This is a genomic window from Marinifilum flexuosum, assembly GCF_003610555.1.
Lineage (GTDB): Bacteria > Bacteroidota > Bacteroidia > Bacteroidales > Marinifilaceae > Marinifilum > Marinifilum flexuosum.
In genome coordinates this window covers 2293620-2313970 of the sequence record NZ_RAPQ01000008.1, presented here as the reverse complement: position 1 = coordinate 2313970, position 20351 = coordinate 2293620, and the positions used below count along the sequence as shown (strand labels likewise).

The 20351-nt window shown below is 35.3% G+C and carries 18 protein-coding genes; 8 read left to right on the top strand and 10 right to left on the bottom strand.

The window, feature by feature from the left end; translation table 11 throughout:
- Positions 1-110: 110 nt before the first annotated feature.
- Positions 111-2492 carry a TonB-dependent receptor domain-containing protein gene (locus BXY64_RS09365; protein ID WP_120239611.1) on the bottom strand — a complete coding sequence of 794 codons (2382 nt, stop codon included), beginning with the start codon at positions 2490-2492 and terminating at the stop codon, positions 111-113.
- 181 nt (positions 2493-2673) lie between these two features.
- Between BXY64_RS09365 and mnmA the strand changes: the two genes are divergently transcribed.
- Positions 2674-3774: a tRNA 2-thiouridine(34) synthase MnmA gene (gene mnmA, locus BXY64_RS09360; protein ID WP_120239610.1), complete on the top strand. Its 1101-nt coding sequence runs from the start codon at positions 2674-2676 to the stop codon at positions 3772-3774.
- A gap of 56 nt (positions 3775-3830) precedes the next feature.
- Complete coding sequence (locus BXY64_RS09355) at positions 3831-4073, top strand: DUF3820 family protein (protein ID WP_120239609.1); 243 nt, start codon at positions 3831-3833, stop codon at positions 4071-4073.
- Positions 4074-4121: 48 nt separating this feature from the next.
- Here BXY64_RS09355 and modC read toward each other — a convergent pair whose 3' ends face one another.
- From modC to modA, 3 genes are read right to left on the bottom strand one after another with little or no spacing between them, the layout of a single operon-like run.
- Positions 4122-5216 carry a molybdenum ABC transporter ATP-binding protein gene (gene modC, locus BXY64_RS09350; protein WP_120239608.1) on the bottom strand — a complete coding sequence of 365 codons (1095 nt, stop codon included), beginning with the start codon at positions 5214-5216 and terminating at the stop codon, positions 4122-4124.
- 23 nt (positions 5217-5239) lie between these two features.
- Entirely contained in the window at positions 5240-5935 is a 696-nt protein-coding gene (modB, locus tag BXY64_RS09345) for a molybdate ABC transporter permease subunit (protein WP_120239607.1), read from the bottom strand.
- A complete protein-coding gene (gene modA, locus BXY64_RS09340) occupies positions 5928-6698 on the bottom strand; it encodes a molybdate ABC transporter substrate-binding protein (RefSeq protein WP_120239606.1) in 771 nt (256 codons plus the stop codon). The genes modB and modA overlap by 8 nt, the downstream gene beginning before the upstream one ends.
- A gap of 186 nt (positions 6699-6884) precedes the next feature.
- On the opposite strand from modA, the gene BXY64_RS09335 reads away from it, so the two are divergent.
- Positions 6885-7559, top strand: coding sequence for a Crp/Fnr family transcriptional regulator (locus BXY64_RS09335; RefSeq protein WP_120239605.1), 675 nt, complete (start codon positions 6885-6887; stop codon positions 7557-7559).
- On the opposite strand, the gene BXY64_RS09330 is transcribed toward BXY64_RS09335, so the two are convergent.
- Both BXY64_RS09330 and BXY64_RS09325 read right to left on the bottom strand, forming a co-directional pair.
- On the bottom strand, positions 7511-8218 hold the full coding sequence (locus BXY64_RS09330; protein WP_120239604.1) for a ferric reductase-like transmembrane domain-containing protein: 708 nt from the start codon (positions 8216-8218) through the stop codon (positions 7511-7513). The genes BXY64_RS09335 and BXY64_RS09330 overlap by 49 nt on opposite strands.
- 120 nt (positions 8219-8338) lie before the next feature.
- A complete protein-coding gene (locus BXY64_RS09325) occupies positions 8339-9070 on the bottom strand; it encodes a Crp/Fnr family transcriptional regulator (protein ID WP_147375959.1) in 732 nt (243 codons plus the stop codon).
- Positions 9071-9180: 110 nt separating this feature from the next.
- Between BXY64_RS09325 and BXY64_RS09320 the strand changes: the two genes are divergently transcribed.
- Positions 9181-9393 (top strand): hypothetical protein, encoded by a 213-nt coding sequence (locus BXY64_RS09320; RefSeq protein ID WP_120239602.1) that lies wholly within the window; start codon positions 9181-9183, stop codon positions 9391-9393.
- An 89-nt stretch (positions 9394-9482) separates the two neighbouring features.
- On the opposite strand, the gene BXY64_RS09315 is transcribed toward BXY64_RS09320, so the two are convergent.
- From BXY64_RS09315 to BXY64_RS09300, 4 genes are all read right to left on the bottom strand, one after another.
- On the bottom strand, positions 9483-10100 hold the full coding sequence (locus tag BXY64_RS09315; RefSeq protein ID WP_120239601.1) for a hypothetical protein: 618 nt from the start codon (positions 10098-10100) through the stop codon (positions 9483-9485).
- 98 nt (positions 10101-10198) lie between these two features.
- Positions 10199-12748, bottom strand: coding sequence for a phosphoenolpyruvate carboxylase (locus BXY64_RS09310; protein WP_120239600.1), 2550 nt, complete (start codon positions 12746-12748; stop codon positions 10199-10201).
- A 95-nt stretch (positions 12749-12843) separates the two neighbouring features.
- Positions 12844-13662: an endonuclease/exonuclease/phosphatase family protein gene (locus tag BXY64_RS09305; RefSeq protein ID WP_120239599.1), complete on the bottom strand. Its 819-nt coding sequence runs from the start codon at positions 13660-13662 to the stop codon at positions 12844-12846.
- Between the two features lie 48 nt (positions 13663-13710).
- Positions 13711-15894 carry a GH92 family glycosyl hydrolase gene (locus tag BXY64_RS09300; protein ID WP_120239598.1) on the bottom strand — a complete coding sequence of 728 codons (2184 nt, stop codon included), beginning with the start codon at positions 15892-15894 and terminating at the stop codon, positions 13711-13713.
- 264 nt (positions 15895-16158) lie between these two features.
- Here BXY64_RS09300 and BXY64_RS09295 point away from each other — a divergent pair, with 264 nt between their 5' ends.
- The 4 genes from BXY64_RS09295 (at position 16159) to BXY64_RS09280 (ending at position 20348) form a co-directional block, all read left to right on the top strand.
- Positions 16159-17172: a TolB-like translocation protein gene (locus BXY64_RS09295; protein WP_120239597.1), complete on the top strand. Its 1014-nt coding sequence runs from the start codon at positions 16159-16161 to the stop codon at positions 17170-17172.
- A 10-nt stretch (positions 17173-17182) separates the two neighbouring features.
- Positions 17183-18610, top strand: a complete 1428-nt coding sequence (locus tag BXY64_RS09290; protein WP_120239596.1) for an SDR family oxidoreductase — start codon at positions 17183-17185, stop codon at positions 18608-18610.
- A 147-nt stretch (positions 18611-18757) separates the two neighbouring features.
- Positions 18758-19822: a Kelch repeat-containing protein gene (locus BXY64_RS09285; RefSeq protein WP_120239595.1), complete on the top strand. Its 1065-nt coding sequence runs from the start codon at positions 18758-18760 to the stop codon at positions 19820-19822.
- Between the two features lie 100 nt (positions 19823-19922).
- On the top strand, positions 19923-20348 hold the full coding sequence (locus BXY64_RS09280) for a VOC family protein (protein ID WP_120239809.1): 426 nt from the start codon (positions 19923-19925) through the stop codon (positions 20346-20348).
- The last annotated feature ends 3 nt before the right edge of the window (positions 20349-20351 follow it).

Here is a 20351-nt window from a genome sequence, read left to right as displayed (position 1 = left end):
ATTACCTAAAATTGTTCATTTGATTTTTACCAACTCAAGTCGCAAATCTCATACTGTCTGCATTAAGTATCCTGTAATTGTTCAAATACAGCGAATAAAAAAACAGATCGCTATTTTTGGTTGTCAAAATTATAAGTCAACTTTAACATTACCGATGGTTTATTTCGATAATGATTCTCGAAAATAAAATTATCGCCCTTGGTGGTGCTCTTGTATTTAATACTATTAAATACATTGTTTACTGATAGCAAAATCTGCCACTGATCATCCTTAATGGATTTCTTTAAGGCCATGTTTGAAAAAATATAAGCTTCACGTTTCGATTGTGCTGAAATGTGAGGACTCTTGTATTTCACATCCCACTTAAAGGTAAAATTCTTCGGTAGGCTAATAATATTATTCAACCTCGAATCAACTTTGAATTGCTCCTCACTTGAATCTTGATTTTCATAGTCAACATTCAATCGGTAATGATACATATTTGTGGATAGGTTTATATTCCACCAGGAAAACAGATCTATACCTCCCATAAATTCACAACCTACACTCAAGGAACTACCAATATTATCTTGTGAAGAAACACTCACAGTTTCTGATTCTAATCGATAATAATCCTGTATCACATCAGAGGATTCATGCACAAATAGTTCTAGTCCAATAAAATCTTTGTTCCAAGATTTTTTATAATTCACTTCATACGAATTGGAATAAGAAGGCTTTAAATTTGCATTTCCTTCCACATAGGAGTAACTATCTTCGTAAGTCCTAAAAGGAGATAAAGGCCAGTAGTTAGGTCTCCTGATTCGACGCGAATAACTGGCTCCAATTTGATGCTTGTCGGTAAAATTATATAAGAAATGAGCACTTGGAAAAAAATCCCAAAAATCTTTGCTAGATGGTTGTTTGATTCTTTCCCCTTGTTGATTGGTATATTCATAATCCGATTGTCGGTCGGTCCATTCCACTCGAGCTCCCAATTTATATTCAAACTTGCCAATTTTACTCTTAAGTGTTACGAATCCAGCATAAATATCTCTCTTATACACCACCTCCTGATCTATCGGATCATTTGGGATAGGAGTAAACACATCATTGGAATCGTATGTACCATTTATAACCGTCATTTTAGGAATGTGGTCGGTATCTACCTGTCCGCCTATTTCAAAGGAAGAGTTTTCACTTAGTTTATTGGCGTAAGTCAGTTTCAGGCTTACAAAAGTTTCGTTGCTTTCCGTATCTCTTGAGCCTATTCTTTCAACTCTATCGGCGTATGTTTTTGTATCAATCGCTTCCCCAATGTATTGATGTAAGTAGGTAGAATAATCGGCATAAAAAGATAACAAATGATCTTTATCTTTTGTGAAACTGTGTTCATATTCAAATGTTGCTCCAAGGTATTGATATTCACTTTTGTTTCTGTTCTTCAAATCGTAACCTTCATATTTTAATACATTTCCATCCTGTATGGTTCGCTCCTCAAAATGTCCGCTTGCTTCATGATCATTACCCAATAGTATTGGGTTTACATTGATATTAAAATCGATACAGTCTTTATCCGTAAGATCATAATTGAAACCAAACTCTACATATCCATTGGTTCCTGATTGTTTTCGATCCAATTGGTAATCTACAAGGAATTGTTGGTTCGCATAATTATTGATCTTACTGCCATTAATCTCAACATCACTCCAATAATTTTTACTGTCATTACCATTAATATACCATCCCCCTTTTTCCGATTGCTTATCGATTGATAAAGAAAAACGTCTGGTTCCATTGGTAGAAAACTGAGCACTTGAAGTAATTGCATATCCCTCCAAGCGGTTCTTTTTCAAGATAATTTGAATAATACCAGCAGTTCCTTCAGCATCATACTTTGCAGATGGATTTGTAATTACCTCAATTTTATCAATTTTCGATGCATCCAGTTGTTGCATTTTCTCTACCCCATTTCTCACAGGATGTCCGTTAATAAACACTTTAAAGGTTCCATCTCCTCTATAGGTCAACTCTCCTCCAAAGCTAACTTCCAATGATGGAACATTCTCCAAAAGATCTAAAGCCATACTTGCTTCAGGAAAACTGGAAGCATTAATCACTTTACGATCAACCTTATAACTCACGGGAGACCTAACTGCTTTTACGCTTATCTCATTTAAATTTTCACTTAATACCTTTAGTTTCACATCTCCAAAGTTTCGTGTTCCCTTAAATACATTAACATCCTTAAATTCCACTGATTGATAGCCAATAAAACTTAACATCAAGTTATATTTACCCTTCTTTATTTTTTCAATCTCAAAAACTCCATCATCATTCGAAATTGCTCCCAATAAAATGGTAGAATCACTTAAAGAAGTTAAAATGGCATTGGCATATGGAAGTGGAGTTGAATTCTGTTCATCAATTATTTTTCCTGTGATTTTACAGTTTTGGGCGTAGACATTTTGTAATAACAGGAGGAAAACTATTGGTAAAATCTTGTTTTTCATTTCAATTCTATTGAGTTAATGAATTTTAAGGATTGTAACCCTTACACATTGTCTATTTCTTATCTTTTTCTCATATTTGGCAAAACTTAGGCCGAATATTTTATGTAATATTAAAGACAAGACGAACAAGTATTTTAAAAAGTTACAGGCCAAATTTTAAAAACATAATTACATTCACGATATGAGTGATGCAGATAAGGCAAGAGGAAGAGTGATTTTGGGAATGAGTGGTGGAACCGACTCTTCGGTTACTGCAATGATGTTACAAGATCAGGGATATGAAGTAATTGGTGTATCGCTTTGGTTTTATACCAACAATCATTCTTATGATGAAAATGATAATTATCCTGATTTTATTTTGGATGCTCAAAAACTTGCAAATAAACTTGGCTTAGAACATCATGTTATCGATGCGCGAAAAGAGTTTAGGGATATAATCATCCAATTCTTTTTAGATGAATACTTGGCTGGTCGTACACCTAGTCCGTGTATCCAATGCAATCCTAATTTGAAATGGAAATTATTGCTCGAAAAAGCCGATGAACTGAATTGTGATCACATTGCAACAGGTCATTACATTACCATTGAGGATGAGAACGGATTGTTCTACATCAATAAAGGGAAAGATCCTGCCAAAGATCAATCCTACTTTCTTTGGAATCTTCAACAAAACATTCTTTCCAGAACACTAACTCCTCTTGGAAAATACACAAAACCTGAAGTTCGGGAAATTGCAAAATCTTACGGATTCGAAGAAGTTGCCAAGAAAAAGGAAAGCATGGGTGTTTGCTTTATGGATCGAAAAGATTACCGTGATTTTCTTCAGGAAATGATCCCGGATTTGAATGAAAAAATTGGACAAGGTAAGGCTGTGAATGTAAATGGTGAAGTGTTGGGAACACACGATGGTTATCCTTACTACACCGTAGGCCAAAAGCGTGGTATTGAGCTAGAAGAAAAAACGGGTTTAATGGTCAGTCGAATTGATGCCAAGAACAACACCCTAATTCTGGAGAAAAAAGCCGATTTAAATAAGCTACAGCTTAGAATCTCTGGCTACTATTTCCATAACATTGAGGATATCAAGCAAAACAATATTACAACAGTGGTAAGAGGTCTTGGTTTAAATCCTGATGGCTATTCAAAGATTACAATTTTGGACGATAATGAACTATTGGTGGATTTGGAAAACCCAGCTTGGGCAATGGCGCCTGGTCAACCAGTAGCTTTTTACATTGGCAACAAACTTATTGGCGGTGGCTTTGCCGAATATAACGATTAATCACACTTTGTAAAGACATATGGCCATGCGTCTCTACAGTACTAACGATAGTATAAATGACTGACGAAATCAATAAAACAGAACTAAACGAAGAATTGATCAAATTGATTCAAATGCGAATGCCTTTTGGCAAATACAAAGGTCGATACCTTATTGACTTACCAGAGCCTTATTTGGTTTGGTTTCGTGAGAAAGGATTTCCTCCTGGAAAATTAGGCGAAATGCTAGCATCTATGTACGAAATTAAATTGAATGGACTGGAGGGAATGTTGCGTCCGTTGTGCAAAAAACACCAATAGAATTATACCGTTAGAGACGCAAGACCTTGCGTCTCTACAATTATACATTTAAATGTTAATTTGTAAGGCCATAGATTTAAACAAACAATACACCTCGGTTCCGACAGCCAGATTCATTTTTTGTTGAGAAGCCTGTGTAATGGACACAATTAAAAGAAATCCAACATCTACAAGACAATAGGTTCTGTTTTCCTTTTTGATGATTTTAGTAATATTTCCTTTCAATTGGTTGCGAATAGAAATATCGCTTATTTCATTCAAAGTAATCGCTATATCTTCTGGACGTAAAGAGACATTCAACTCATCTCCCACTTTGCAGCAATCGTTAATTAATTCGCGTTCTACATGAATTTCATGACTGGCATCACGATTAATTAAATGCGTTAATCCATTCTCCACATCATGCAATTCCACTTTAAAAGGAATTACATTCATTAAACCAGCACCGCGCATGATTTCCAGCGATTTTTCAGACTGTATCAAATCAAAATAATTGCCATGCCCTTCTACCCTGCCATTTCGTAGTAAAAACAACTCCTGTGTCAAACTAAGCAAATCAGGCAAATCATGACTCACTACCAGCATTGGAATACCAAGTTTTTTATTGATACGGATCAGGTAGGGAATAATTTGTCTTCTTAAGGCAACATCCAAAGAAGAGAATGGCTCATCCATAAGGAGTAATTTGGGAGCGCTTAACAAAGCTCTTCCAATGGCTACGCGTTGCTTTTCACCTCCCGATAAACTCTTTGGTCTTTTCTCCAATAATCCACGTATTTCCAATAGATCCACTACCTCATCAAAATGAATGTTTTGTTGATCTTTATCGGCATAAATACTTCCAAACAAGAGATTCTTTTGCACTGTCATGTGAGGAAACAATCTTCCTTCCTGAAATACGTATCCAATCTTTCTTTTACGGGATTTTAAATTCCAATTTTTAGAGGTATCCAATATCAAGCTATCATCAATCTCGATATGCCCTTCATCTGGTTTTTCCAGGCCTGAAATCAAATGCATTAAAGTTGTTTTTCCCGATCCTGAAGGACCAAAAATCCCAGTAATTTCCTTCAAAAAATTAACCTCTACATCAAGAGAAAAATTTCCTTTTTGAACTTTTAATCTGGCCGATAATGCATGCATATTAAGTGATATATCTTGATTAATTATTTACGATGATGAAGTTTTTTTACCAAAATCTCGGAAAAAGACATGGCTGCAAATGAAAATACCACAGCTACCAAAAGTAATCGAAAAGCTGCTGTTTCATGTCCAGGAACCTGAATTTCATTAAAAAGTGCCAAGGGTATGGTTTGGGTTTCACCAGATATATTTCCAGCAAAAATTATGGTGGCACCAAACTCTCCTAATGATCTGGCAAAAGCCAATACAAAACCACTTATAATTCCAGGAAGGGCCAATGGTAAAGTAACACGAATAAAAGTCTGTAATGAATTTGCTCCAAGGGTTTTTGCTGCTTCCTCGTAACCTGGATCCACCATTTCGATTGACAGGCGAATGGCTCGAATTGCCAAAGGAAACGAAACTACCATTGAAGCAATTACAGCTGCATAAAAACTAAATGCCAACTTTATTCCAAACCATTCATCCAAATACTTGCCAATTAATCCGTTTGTTCCCAGCAACAGCAAAAGGATAAATCCGGTAGCAACAGGCGGCAGAACCAAAGGCAAATTCAAAAAACCTTCTACAATTGATTTTCCTCTGAATTGTTTGCGAGCCAACCACCAAGCCAAGAAAACCGATGGAGGAAGAATGAAAATAGCACACCAAAAGGCAACACGAAACGAAAGTCCGATTGCCAGCAATTCATCTTCACTAAAGTTTAGCAATTCATTCATACTCTTCCAGATTGAAACCGTTTGTTCTCCATATACTTTTCACCTCTTCCGATTGAAGGTACAACAAAAATGAATTTAAACTTTCAGACCTTTCCTTTTTTGCTGCTCCCACATATGCAATGGATTCACATACAATAAGAGGGAATCGATAAACAATATTGACCTTTTCAGATTTCATTGCATCTGTTTCATAAACGATACCCATTTCGGCTTCACCCATTTCAACCATCAACAATGCATCTCTAACATTCTTTGCTGGCAAATATCTATCAACAAGATCTTCTTTCCATCCATAAAACTTAATGGCCTGCATAGCATATTTACCTGCTGGAACATGCTTCGGATCACCAATAGATAAACGACCAGTAAATAAATTCGAAAAATTGTTTTCAATCTCATCTGTATTTGGCTTTTTATCCTTTCCTAAAGGAACAATAGCAACCAATCGGTTCGTGGCCAAATTCTTTATTGTGCTCTCTTCAACCATGTTTAAACTGTCTATGTAATCCATCCATTTCTTATTGGCAGAGATGTAGTAATCAAAATCAGCTCCACTTTCAATCTGTCTGGCCAGTATTCCTGACGATGCAATATTGAGTTTGACCTTAATACCTGTTTCCCTTTCAAAGCTTTCAGCAATTTCTTGAGCAACATTTGTCACACTGGAAGCTGCAAATAAGGTGACTACACTATTTTTATTCTTTCTACTCGAGCAAGAAAGAACAAACATCGATAGTATGATTACAATTACGGTTTTATTCATGCAGAAATACTTAGCAAAACTTGAAAATAGTAATTTTTGAAGAATATGAACCACTCAAAACAATATGATTCCTAATTCATCTTCACTAACTTATAATTAACAAATAATTAGCAAGCCTTATTTTAATTCATTTTAGATAAATTTCGTATCTTGATTACACCTATTAATCCAACAAATCAACCAGTTATGCAGGACAGAATCCTATGGTATTTCGAAAACTTCAATTTTTTAGGATCATTATCTATTCTTGAAAAAATGGATTTAAGAAAAAAAGTGAAAATGCTAGAGGCTACAAAAAACCAAACCATTTATCTACCAAATGATGAAGCAAACTCAGTATACTTTCTTAAAAAAGGGAAGGTTAAAATTTCGTCTTTTTCGGATGATGGAAAAGAGTTAATTTATGCCATTCTTGGTCCTGGTGAAATATTTGGAGAATTGGCAATTACAGGGCAGAGCAAACGAGAACAAATTGCAGCAACAACAGAATATGCTGAAATTTGCTATGTGAATATTCAAGATTTTGAGCATTTCCTGGCAACGCATCCTCGCCTTAGTTTAAAGGTTACCAAGCTAATTGGTTTCAGGCTAAAGAAAGTTCGAAGCAGATTGGAGCGAATGTGGTTTAAATCGGCTCCCGAAAGAGTAAAATGCTTATTACTCGATTTGATTGAAGAGCATGGAATTAAAATTGGTGATGAAAGAGAAATTCGCTTAAACCTAACTCATCAAGACATAGCTAACTTGGCTGCCACAACTCGTCAAACAGTAACAACAACGCTAAATGAATTAGAACGAGATGGCGTGATTACCTATGACAGGCGACGAATCTTGGTAAGAAAACCAGCTGCCTTAAATTGATTCAACAATACAACTTTTAGGTTTTGTGTTTGAAAAAATTGACGCACTGGACCAAATCTAACAATTAAGCCTATACAGAACAAGCTTGAATACAATTCCCAATCTTTATTTAGAAGAACAACATGGGCTATAGTCAAAATAGCAGCAAAATAAACCAATCGGTGTAATGTTTTCCAATGTCTCTTCAAAAACTTCATTGATCGACGATTTGAAGTAATTGTTAGTGCCAATATTATTATCGCAGAAATTCCAGAAAAGATTAAAGGTAAATCCGAAAAAATCGAAAAGAACCCTTCGTGATACATAAAGAAGAAAGCATGCAAAAATACATAAACACCACATGATATTCCCATTGCTTGTCGTACAAATAGATTACTTTTTGTGCCAAATACAATCTTAAATGGTGTAATCATTAAAACAGCTATTAGCCATCGTATAGCCCATTGACCAGTTTGTTCAATTGCTATCTCAATTCCAGGAATAATGTCTCTTCCTGTTTTTAGGGCAACTTGTTCCGATAATTCAATATCATCAAAAAGAATAAAGTCAAATTCAGGGTATTCTAAGTTAAAACTAACCAATGAAAAAATCTCAATTAAAGGAAATAATGCTAACACACACACAATCAACCACGACCAATTCTTCTGCAATAAACTCATAATACGAACTATACTTGTAAAATCTTTCTGATTTATTTAGAATAGTTCAAAATTGGGATTTATTATTGAGGATGTAAATACCTAGATGTTGGTATTTATTGCCTTAAAAAATGTAGTATTCTATCCCACCTTACTAATATTCTGCAAACGGTTCATATCAAGAATTTTTATATTTCTATCATCAACTGATATGATTTTATCTTTTACAAACACACTTATTTGCTTGGAAACACTTTCTCTACTTGTGCCAATTAAGTATGCAAGTTCTTTACGGCTTAATGGCAAATCGAATTTATTTTTTCCAAAAATAACGATCGCAAAATAGAGTATTGCATCTGCTAGTTTTCCGTTAATTTTCTTCTGGTGCTGATCTATAAATCGATGGTAATTGTTCAAACTATCATTACATACCGAAGAAAGTATTTCATATCCAAAACGCCCATTCTCTTTTATAAATTGAGAAAATACATTCAAATCAATATAACAAACACGCACTGGAGTTAATGCTGCATAAGAATAATGATTGTTGGTGTCGCTATAAATAGAATGTAACCCCAAATAAGAATGTGGCTTAACAACCTGTAAAATATACTCTTCCTGCAATCCGCTCTTTCCATATTCTTTTACCAAACCTTCTCTTAAATAAATAATATGAGAAGTTCTTGAACCTTCAGCCAGAATAGTTTCTCCTTGTTCAAACTTAGCTTCGTTACAATTTTTGCTTAGCAATTCCAACTCAGATACTGATAAAGTTTGTGAAGCACACGAGCGATCGTCACAGGTTTGACAATTAGAAAAGATCTTATAATCTGGCTGATAAAACATGCTAAATGGTAATGTGATATATATCACAAAGATAAGATAAAACAATCACATTCCTTATTGAATATATGCATAACAGCCTATCGTAACTTTGTATTGGGAACTATTCATTTTGATTCAGAAATCTAATAATTAGAAAAATGAAAAAATTGTTATTTACAACATCTCTGTTAGCTTGTATTCTTTTTATAGATTACCTGATTTTAATAGCTGTAGGATGTTCTGCATTTAAATGTGGAGCTCAAGAAGGCTTTTACTGCGGTTTTTACTGCAAGTTTGCATTAAGTCTAATTACTTTATCTGTAATTGGAGGTTTTTATTGCGCCAAGAAACTTGTGAATAACGCTTTATAAAGTCAGGCATATCACAAAACACTTTAAAAAAAACGAGGCTGCACCAAATGGTGTACAGCCTCGTTTTTTCTATTTTTTAAGGAGTGTATTTACAATCCTAAATTTTTATTTTTTATTACCTCATCCTGAAGACGACGAGCTAACTTTTGCTCTCTTACCAAGGCGTTTTTTCTGTGAGTATCAAATTCTTCTCTAACCTCTTCCAAAGTTTGCTTGGTTTCAACAGTCACAACATTGCTACGTTTAAACATCATAAAGCAAACACCAGCAACTACCAGAGAACCTAAAATAAGTACCCACATTAAAGTATTGTAAGTAGATTTAGGCAACTCCATGCCCAAAAACTTCATACTATCCTTCATACGTATGGTTTCATCCAACTGCTTTTTTAAATTCTGAATTTCTGTATTAAGATTATCGATTTCACCTCCTTGATTACCGACTTTCGCTTCAGATTTTTTAAGAATTGATTTTAACTGGTTTAAAGAATCTTGAACATTTGACTGATATTTATTCAACATCTCAACCTTAATCACTTCATGACCTTGCCAATTACTCGATTTTTTTGTCAAATATTGGAATTGGCTACTTATGGTACCATGATCCAATGATGGCTTCGCTTCCGCTTTAGTCGGTTCAGTTTCCTGTGCCGATAATGTTAACGAAAATAAAAACAGTAAACAGTACGTAAGAATTGATTTGTGCATTTTAATTGGGTTTCTATTATTAATTTAAGCTCTGATTACAATTAAACGATCAACATGTCTTAAAATTGCCAACTGTTCATTTTTTCTTAAACAATTTTTTAAGCAGAATTTCGACTTGCATTTATGTTACCATAAAGAGATCTGATGACCAACTTTTGCAATATACTGTATTTTGTAGCGTTTGTTACATTTTTTTTCTCTAATTCTCGAATTTTTATAAGAGCATACTGTTGAATTGTAATCAATGGCAATACCATTTCTTCTCTAAGATTAATCGAATCTTTTAAGAATAAAGCGGTTTGCATCAACTCATCCTGATCAGATACCTTCAGTAACATTTCTATGCTTAATTGATATTCATCATGAATCCAACACCAAAATTCGCCGAACTCTTCGTCATTCTTCATGTACTCGGTTAAATTAAAGTACGACTTACATATGGATTGCATACTATTTGCCACCAAAGTTTTAAAAAATAGCGATGATTGGTACAACTTCCTGGCATCTTCAAACAAGCCTTCTTCTTCAAGTTTCTTTAAAGATGAACCTACACCAAAAAATCCTGGTACATTTTGCTTCATCTGGCTCCAGGCTCCAACAAATGGAATCGCTCTCAGGTCTTCGAAATTCAACTTCTCCGATTGCTTTCTTTTGCCAGGTCGACTTCCAATATTTGCCTTTCCGTAATAATTAAGCGCACTCATTTTTTCCAGGTACGGCACAAATTTATCCGAAGACTTGAACCTCTGGTATTCTGCCAAACTATACTCCGAAAGCTTTTCCATTATCACACGATCCGTATCAGAAAGTAATTTCTCAGGATCATCGAACAAGCTGTTTTCAAGTGCAGCCGATAGTAATCTTTCCTGGTAAAATCTTGCAGAGTCATGCGTACCAAATTTTGAACTAATGGTTTGTCCCTGTATGGTCACTTGGATCTCTCGATTCTCTATCGTATTTCCTAATGATGAATAAAACTTATGGGTATTTCCACCTCCACGAGCAGGAGGTCCTCCACGACCATCGAAAAATGCAACTGTAATTCCCATCTCGCGCGACAGTTTGGTAATATTCTCCTTGGCCTTGTAAATGTTCCAGTTGGCCGAAAAATATCCTCCATCTTTTGTTCCATCAGAGAATCCCAACATAATGGTCTGCTTCTTGCCTCTGAATTCAAGATGCTCTGCATACTCTTCATTCTCATACAGCTTTCGCATGGTAAGTGCAGCTTTCTCTAAATCATCAATGGTTTCAAAAAGTGGAATAATATCCAAAGGAATTTCATTCTGCCAAGCACACATTCTAGCCATAGCAAAAACTCTTGCTACATCATCCTCCCCTCTACAATTGCTGATAATTATTCGATTACAAGCTTTCTCTCCATTTCTATTCTGAATTTCCTTAATCGTTCCAAAAAGGCTTAAAGTATCTTTTACAACTTCATCATCAGACTGAAATAAAGAAACCGGAGTATTTAGTTTTGTTAGATCTTCAAATGTCAAGCTATAATTTTGATCCTTCAATTCCGGAGCTGTGGAGCAAAGTACATCAAATGCTTGTTTTATAATTCTACTATCCTGCCTGATATCTATTCCTGCAAAATGAGTCCCAAATAACAAAACCTTATTCCTAAATTCATGCAATAGTTCCACGAAGAAACCATCGTGCTCCTCTATCAATTGTTTTTCGATCACTGCTAAAGATTGTAGAATCTCTGCCTGCTGAATCCTGGAAGAAGTATCTTCTCCATTAACCGCCTGAAGTATTCTCTCTTCCAAGGCTACTACTTTCTCATAAACTCCTTTAAAACTTAATCTTCTTCGTAGTTTTCTAATATCCTTGTAATAATTTGCAAGCAGAATGCTTCTCAATCTGTCAGCAACAGCAATGGTTGTATCCACCTTCACAAATGGGTTCCCATCACGATCACCCCCAGGCCAAAATCCAAAAGCAAGTATATTCCCATCCTGCTCTTCCGGATTACTCACTTCTTTCATAAGATCGCCATACAGTTCCGAAGCTGATTGATAGAATATATTTTCGAGATACCAACTTAAACTTTTTGCCTCATCATAAGGAGTTGGTCGTTCCTTTTTAAAGAAAGGTGTTTTACCCAATTGGGTGAGCAACATTTTAATCTGTAATAGATCATTTTTCTGAATGGCATCAATTAAATCATTAATAATTGCCAATACTGTACTTGGATAAAACTGAGTTGGATGTGCTGTTAAAACAATACGAACTGCCAAATCTTTTAGCGCTTCTCCAATCTTCTCTTTTCTTTCATCACTTGATAATCGACTCTTAATAGACTCTATTTTGCCAACTCGTCGAGCATCATGTAAATCCAGGAAAGCTGCATCTTCCAATGCATCCAGTAATACTACCTGGCGCTCAATGTAGCTAATCACCCGAAACATGAAGTCCAGTTGTTCCGTTTCGCTCTTAAAGTTGGTTTGCTTTTCGAAAAAATGATCTAAAATCTCAACAGGAGATTTTCCTTCTTCTAATCCCTTACGACACTCATCCTTCATAAGGGGAATAAGAATACCTGTTCCATGAATTCCATCTAACGGAAGCGTTAGAAAGATACTATTGTACAATTTGTACCGAAGTTCAACTTCGTTTTGAAATGTTTCTGATTGCATAGGCTTTTTATTATTATCCTCCCCCTCTTAATTATTGATTCAAGATAAGAAAAAGAGTGAATTGGACTAAAGGATACAATCAGAAACTTTCAAATTTATTTTTGTATTTCAATCATTACTGGCAAATGATCCGAAGGATACCTACCCTCTACTTTAAGATCAATAATTTTGTAATTGAGGATCTTGGTTGATTTATCCACAAAGATATAATCGATTCTATCTGTCACAGCTTCGTTGTGCTTGAAGGCGTTAAAGGTTCCAAGGTTTGATTTTTTTTCTGCCGTAAGGTGAGAATCAATCATATTTTCTGCCAAATACTTTATGGCTTCACTCTCTGGTTTTAGGTTTAAATCACCCATTAATACAACCGGTAAATTATTTTGATTCAATTTTTGAATTTGCTTCAAAATTAACTTAGCACTTTTATATTGAGCTTTTTTTCCAATATGATCGAAGTGAGCATTAAACACCCAAAATTGCTTTCCTGATTTTTTATCCTCAAATAAAACATATGTGCATATTCTTTCAAGTACAGCATCCCAGCCAACCGATATTTTTTTCGGACTTGTTGACAACCAAAATGTTGATTCTTTTATAATTTTATAAGTCGAATGTTTATAAAAAATAGCGCAATATTCACCTTTCTTTTTCCCATCGTCTCTTCCAATACCAAGGTAAGAATAGTCTGGTAAATTTTCATCTAAAAACTCCAGCTGGTGACACAGGCCTTCCTGTGTGCCAAACACATCAGGAGAATATCCATTAATTAGATTAATGATATTTTCTTTTCGAAGTTCCCATTTGTTAATCCCATCATTTGGATTATCGTATCGGAGGTTATAAGTCATTAATTTTTGAGCATGCAAACTATAGCAGAATGCAAAAAGTATGGTGCTTATGATTATTTTTTTCATGATATACATTAAAAGAAAGGCTGTACAATTGCACGGCCTTATATAATTTTATTTAGATGAGCTAAGTACAAAATGCAATTCTCCTCCTTGCATGATCTGCTGATGAGTAATGGTTAATTCCTTGTACTCTTCACCATTTAGCAATACCTTTTCGATGTAGTGGTTTTCTTTTCCTTGATTTTCGGTAGAAATGGCAAAACTTTTTCCATTTGGCAAATGAAGTACAGCCTTGTCAACCCAAGGTGAAGTAATATCATAAACTCCATTTGCCGGATTTACCGGATATATTCCTAAAGATGAAAATACCATCCATGCAGACATCTGTCCGCAATCCTCATTCCCACAGTATCCATCGGGTTGAGTAGTGTATTGGGTATTGATAATTCTACGAACCATTTCCTGTGTTTTCTCTGCCTGATTGATATAATTGTACAAATAGGCAACATGATGACTAGGTTCGTTTCCATGGGCATATTGACCAATCATTCCCGTGCTGAAAATAGGCAGTTTATCATCTGCTGTAGGATAATAGCTAAACATGGAATCAAGCTTGGCTGAAAACTTTTCCTCGCCTACTGTTTTTATAAACTCTGGCACATCTTGTGGTACATACCAGAAATACTGCCAGGCATTACTCTCACAAAAGTAATTGGTATACTCCTTAGGTACGAATGGAGAAACAAAGTTCCCTTTAGGATCTTTAGGTCGGAAAAAAGTTGATTTTGGATCATACAGGTTTTTCCAATTTTCTCCTCGTTTTAAGAAATATTTGTAGTCTGCTTCTTTGTTTAAAGCTTTTGCAAACTGTGCAATACACCAATCATCATAAGCATACTCCAATGTCTTTGAAACAGACCAATTTTCTCCTTCCTCATCAGTAGGAACATAGCCCAAATGCATATACTCATCAATCTGTCGGCCTTTCTCCATTGCTGACTCTTTACAAGCTTTGTAAGCTTTTTCAACATCCATTTCAATGCCTTTAAAATAGGCATCAACAATTACCGGAACCGCATGATATCCAATCATCATATTGGTTTCGTTTCCTGCCATTGACCACACTGGCAACAAACCTGTTTCATCGTAATGAATTAGAAAAGATTTGATAAAATCTTCCACTTTATCAGGACATAGAATGGTGTATAATGGATGTGCTGCTCTGTATGTATCCCACAATGAAAAGGTATCATAGCGATCAAAACCCTCTGCTTTGTGATATTTTCCATCTGCACCTTTGTGCATTCCATCAATATCTGAGTGCAAACTAGGAGTAAGATATAAATGATACAAATTGGTATAAAACAATTCCTTTTGCTCTTCGCTGGCTTCAATCTCAATTTGAGATAATAAGTTCTCCCAATCCCGATCGGCTTGCTTTACTACACCATCAAAATCCCAATGAGTTAGCTCTGCCTCCATATTCTTTTTTGCTCCTTCAATTGAAGCAGAAGATAAGGCAACTTTCACCAAAATTTCTTCTGGTTTTTCTGTTTCAAAATTTGCAATCAATTTGGTTTTAGGAGAGTTAACCATCATATTTGCTGACTTATTATCTCCTTCGAACAATTCTACAGATTTAAAAGATTTTGAAAATTGTGCCGTAAAATACAGATGTTGATCTCTTGCCCAACCATTTGATTTTCTGTACCCCGATATGGTCGAATCATTTTCAATAATTATTTTAGTATCGTACGGATTATCCCAATTCAATTTGTATCCCAAATCTAGTATGATTTTAGAATCCGAATCTTCAGGAAAACTGTATCTATGGAAACCTACACGTTTTGTAGCGGTAAGCTCAGCAGTAATTCCAGAACTCAATAATTCCACTTTATAATAGCCCGGTGAAGCTTCCTCCTTTTCATGAGAAAATTTAGAGTATGGACGGTAATCTCCTTCTGGTGTTAAATTATCAGTAAAACGACTATTTAAAGGCATCAAAAGAATATCATACATATCCCCAGCTCCAGTTCCCGATAAATGTGTATGACTAAATCCTGCAATGGTTGAATCAGGCCAAAAATACCCTGCAATTCTGTCCCAACCCGGCAAACCGTTATCGGGACTCAGCTGTACCATACCAAAAGGCATTACTGCTCCAGGGTAAGTATTACCAGGTCCATCGGTACCAACGAAAGTATTTACATAGCTAGTTAATTTCCGAGGCTCTGCCTGCTCATTACTGCACGCAAAAAGACCAATCATTGCCAAACAGAAGGCTAATAATCTCATAATAAGTAAAGTTTATCTTCCAAGATTAATCAGAAGATGTAAATAGTAAATTGGCTTTTGGAAATATGCTCCAAATATAAACAAAACGAGCATTCATATCCTACAATTCACACAAAAGCTGTATCATTTTTTTCAGATTTAATCTAAAATAATGGATCTCTAAAACCAATTAATGACTTCAACATTATCAGAGCATCTTTTTTAAGATACAAATGAATAATATTTTAGTATTTTAGATATCTACCAACTTTAACCTAAAACTCAATGAAAAAATTAATTTACACAGTAGTACTTCTTGTAATTGTTTGCTCATGCACTCAACAAAAACAATCAGATCTTAAAAATATCCGTAAAGGAAAATATTTGGGAGAAATAAAACCTGACAGCACCGCCAGGTTATTTGCACCCAACTTTGTATCCAGCCATCTGCATGAGAGAGATTTTACCATGAGTCCCGACGGAAAAGAAATATATTATACCATCAGAAACGGCGCCGACTATTATATTGCCACTTCAAAAATGGTAAATGATGTTTGGACCGAGCCTGAATTTGCTTCCTTTTCGGGGAATCCGGATTACAAAGATCTTGAACCATTTATTACTCGTGATGGAAAGAAATTGTTCTTCATGTCAACAAGACCACCCAAAGGAAAGGAAGCAAAAGATGGATGGTTCTATCAAAACATTTGGGTAATGGATCAAACAGTTGAGGGGTGGTCGGAACCATATGAATTAGAAGGACCAATAAATACTGACTCAGGGCAATATTACCCTACATTAACCAATGATGGTACCATTTACTATACTCACGAAGAAAGTAAAAATGTACAAGTCATATATCGATCGAAATTAATTGATGGGAAATACCAAAAACCAGAGCGATTGCCCAAAGAAGTAAATCCTACCAATATGCAATACAATTCGATGATTGCTCCTGATGAAAGTTATCTTATTGTTTGTACTTTGATTGAAGGGAATAGCATTGGTCGAGCAGATTACTATATCAGCTTTAATTTAGGAAATGACAATTGGACTTCACTAATGAATATGGGGAATAAAGTAAATTTCCAAAACACATTTGCATTGTCACCTTCCTTGTCTCCTGATGGAAAATATTTTATCTTTTCTAATAACAAGCAAATACGTCAGGAAAAACCAAATCTTAAGGTGATGAAGCAAAATGCTATTTCTCCTCAAAATGGTAATCTTGATTTGTATTGGATAAAAACCGATTTTATAGAGGATCTTAAGAAAGAAGCATTAGCAAAACAGAACTAACAGTAGGCATATGAAGATTTTATTGACCGGCGCCAATGGTTATATAGGTAAACGATTACTTCCTGTTCTTTTGGAACAAGGTCATATTGTATATTGCTGTGTTCGAAACAAGCAACGTTTTACGCATAAAGAATACTTACACCCAAACATTAGAATTTTGGAAGTAGATCTTCTACATCCAAAATCATTAGAGAAAATCCCAAAAGATATTCAAGTAAGCTACTACCTGATTCATTCAATGCTTCATGGTACTGAAGGATTTGATGTTCTCGAAAAAAAATGTGCACAAAACTTTGTAAACTACCTTAAGAAAACGGAAAATCGACAGATTATTTACCTAAGTGGTATTGCCAATGAAGAGAAACTATCCAAACATTTACAATCGAGAAAAGAAGTTGAAGAAATCCTAAAAGAGAGTCGCAGTTATGTGACCATTTTAAGAGCCGGAATAATTGTTGGATCTGGCAGTGCATCATTTGAAATTATTCGCGACCTGGTAGAAAAACTTCCCATCATGATAACTCCGCAGTGGCTATTAACGAAATGTCAACCCATAGCCATTCGTAATGTAATTGAGTATTTGCACAAGGTAATATACAATAAACACTGCCTGAACCAGACCTTTGATATTGGCGGAACCGAGGTGCTAAGTTATAAAGAAATGCTGCTGCAATATGCTCAGGTTCGTAAACTCAACAGGAAGCTAATCACTTTACCCATAATGACACCTCGCCTTTCTTCCTACTGGCTATTTTTCATTACTTCAACATCCTATAACCTAGCGGTAAACCTGGTTAATAGTATGAAAGTTGAAGTCGTTTGCCGACCTAATGATTTTGCCCAAAAGCTTGACATCAATCCACTCTCATACAAAGAAGCGATTGAAAAAGCCATGGGTAAAATAAAACAGCAAATGGTAATCTCATCCTGGAAAGATGCCTTAAGTAGCGGAAGGTTATCCAACAAGAATTTTAAGTATGTAGAACCTCCTAGTTTTGGCTGTTATTTCGATACTAAAATTCTTCCTGTGGACAACAAGCCATTGGTTTTGGAAAATGTTTGGGCTTTAGGTGGAGATCGTGGCTGGTATTATGCAAATTGGCTATGGCAATTTCGTGGCTTTTTGGATAAACTATTTGGGGGTGTTGGCCTAAACCGTGGACGAAGACATCCTTCGGAGATAGAGATTGGTGATTCGCTGGATTTTTGGAGAGTATTATTGGCCGATAAGGAAAATAAAAGGTTACTGCTCTATGCTGAAATGAAATTACCGGGAGAAGCATGGCTCGAGTTCTCAATGAATCAAAACCTCCTGCAGCAAAAAGCCATTTTTAGACCCAAAGGCCTGGCTGGAAGACTGTATTGGTATTTGAGTTATCCTTTCCATGTTTTTATATTTAAAGGAATGATTAATGGCATTATAAATTACAATAAATGATTTCAAACTTTACATTCTAGCTTTAATCTTAAAAATATCCAAGCTTAACTTTACAATTTCGTTATACTAAACTTGACACACTTGACAGGTAAATTGTTCCATAGTAATAATTATCTTTACCGAACAAATCTTAACTAAATAATGTTTATGACGGAAAGAATATTACTAATTTTAATTTTAGCTTTTTCTTTATTTTCATGTTCTGATAGTGAAAGCCTTAAAGGCAACTGGATCAAATCATCTAGTTTTGAAGGAGAAAGACGTAGTGGAGCCGTGAGCTTTGTTATTGGCGATTACGCTTATGTGGGAACAGGTTGTACTGGAACCAAAGAAGGTGATTCCAATGATTCTCCTTGGTTTGTTGAGTACAAGTGCTTAAAATCTTTTTACAAATACAGTTTAGAGGACGGATGGACAAAGATAATGAGTGAATTCCCAGGAGAAGCCAGAACAGAAGCTGTTGCATTTATTGCCAATGGGAAAGCTTATGTTGGATCAGGTGTAAATATCAATGATGAACGACTAGCCGATTTTTATGAATTTGATCCAACAACTGGAATCTGGAATCCAAATCCAATTGACATGACCAATGGCCCTTCAGCAAGACAAGGTGCTGTTGCTTTTTCAATAAATGACATTGGCTATGTTGGAACTGGCTATGGATTCATAGAAGATGATGACAGATGCAACCTTAAAGATTTCTACAAATTCGAAAATGGAATTTGGAGCAAAGTCAATTTTGATAATGAAGATGGAGAAAGGACAAGAAATTCGACTGCCTTTGTAATTAACAACAAAGCATACATTGTTTCTGGTGAAAATAATATGCGTCAGGTATGGGAGTATGATCCTGCATCTATAACAAATACATTTAACGGATGGTCTAGAAAAAAAAATTTACATAAAGATAATCGATGGGAAAATGTTATGCGTACACAAGCCGTTTCATTTGTAATCAATGACAAAGGCTACATTACAACCGGACACATCGGAAAATTATTAAGAGATGTATGGGAATACGATCCAATACTGGATCATTGGGAAGAGAAAACACCTTTAGAATTGGAAATTAATTCAAGAACAGATGCAGTTGCGTTTAGCCTGGATAATAGAGGTTTTATCACTACAGGTACTCTTCCCGGTTCTGGTTATTACTTTGACGATACTTGGGAATTCAATCCCGTTATGGATCAAGATGACAATGACAATTAAAATTGTAGCTTTCAAAAAGATAAAGTCCTTTGGGTTTAAACTCAAAGGACTTTTTTATTTATCTTTAAAAGAATCAGAAATCTTAGAAAATCTTTACTCTATGCAAAAACGCGTAACAGGAATAGGCGGTATCTTTTTCAAAACCAAAGATCCCAAAAGCACAAGAGAATGGTATAACAAACATTTGGGCATTCAATGCCCTGATGAATATGGTGGCGTATTTGAATGGCAGAAAACCAGTAAGCCTGAAGAGAGTGGATTTACCATTTGGGGACCGTTTGATGAGAACACTGAATATTTTCAGCCTTCGAAGAAAGATTTCATGTTCAATTATCGTGTTGAGAACCTTGAGGAATTGCTCAAAGTGTTGAAAGAAGAAGGTGTTGAGATTGTTGGTGAGATGCAAGTATTCGAATATGGAAAATTTGGCTGGATTCTTGATCCGGAAGGAAATAAAGTAGAACTTTGGGAACCCATTGAAGGTCCATTTAGTGAGATGTACAAAGGAAAATCAACCTCTGAATAATAT

What these genes read in the sequence shown, in the direction of transcription:
- mnmA (WP_120239610.1), top strand. Translation starts at nt 2,674, where the DNA reads ATGAGTGATGCAGATAAGGCAAGAGGAAGAGTGATTTTGGGAATGAGT.
- BXY64_RS09320 (WP_120239602.1), top strand. Translation starts at nt 9,181, where the DNA reads ATGAAAAAATTGTTATTTACAACATCTCTGTTAGCTTGTATTCTTTTT.
- BXY64_RS09310 (WP_120239600.1), bottom strand. Translation starts at nt 12,748, where the DNA reads ATGCAATCAGAAACATTTCAAAACGAAGTTGAACTTCGGTACAAATTG.
- BXY64_RS09315 (WP_120239601.1), bottom strand. Translation starts at nt 10,100, where the DNA reads ATGCACAAATCAATTCTTACGTACTGTTTACTGTTTTTATTTTCGTTA.
- BXY64_RS09355 (WP_120239609.1), top strand. Translation starts at nt 3,831, where the DNA reads ATGACTGACGAAATCAATAAAACAGAACTAAACGAAGAATTGATCAAA.
- BXY64_RS09330 (WP_120239604.1), bottom strand. Translation starts at nt 8,218, where the DNA reads ATGAGTTTATTGCAGAAGAATTGGTCGTGGTTGATTGTGTGTGTGTTA.
- BXY64_RS09305 (WP_120239599.1), bottom strand. Translation starts at nt 13,662, where the DNA reads ATGAAAAAAATAATCATAAGCACCATACTTTTTGCATTCTGCTATAGT.
- modB (WP_120239607.1), bottom strand. Translation starts at nt 5,935, where the DNA reads ATGAATGAATTGCTAAACTTTAGTGAAGATGAATTGCTGGCAATCGGA.
- BXY64_RS09295 (WP_120239597.1), top strand. Translation starts at nt 16,159, where the DNA reads ATGAAAAAATTAATTTACACAGTAGTACTTCTTGTAATTGTTTGCTCA.
- modC (WP_120239608.1), bottom strand. Translation starts at nt 5,216, where the DNA reads ATGCATGCATTATCGGCCAGATTAAAAGTTCAAAAAGGAAATTTTTCT.
- modA (WP_120239606.1), bottom strand. Translation starts at nt 6,698, where the DNA reads ATGAATAAAACCGTAATTGTAATCATACTATCGATGTTTGTTCTTTCT.
- BXY64_RS09290 (WP_120239596.1), top strand. Translation starts at nt 17,183, where the DNA reads ATGAAGATTTTATTGACCGGCGCCAATGGTTATATAGGTAAACGATTA.
- BXY64_RS09365 (WP_120239611.1), bottom strand. Translation starts at nt 2,492, where the DNA reads ATGAAAAACAAGATTTTACCAATAGTTTTCCTCCTGTTATTACAAAAT.
- BXY64_RS09280 (WP_120239809.1), top strand. Translation starts at nt 19,923, where the DNA reads ATGCAAAAACGCGTAACAGGAATAGGCGGTATCTTTTTCAAAACCAAA.
- BXY64_RS09300 (WP_120239598.1), bottom strand. Translation starts at nt 15,894, where the DNA reads ATGAGATTATTAGCCTTCTGTTTGGCAATGATTGGTCTTTTTGCGTGC.
- BXY64_RS09335 (WP_120239605.1), top strand. Translation starts at nt 6,885, where the DNA reads ATGCAGGACAGAATCCTATGGTATTTCGAAAACTTCAATTTTTTAGGA.
- BXY64_RS09285 (WP_120239595.1), top strand. Translation starts at nt 18,758, where the DNA reads ATGACGGAAAGAATATTACTAATTTTAATTTTAGCTTTTTCTTTATTT.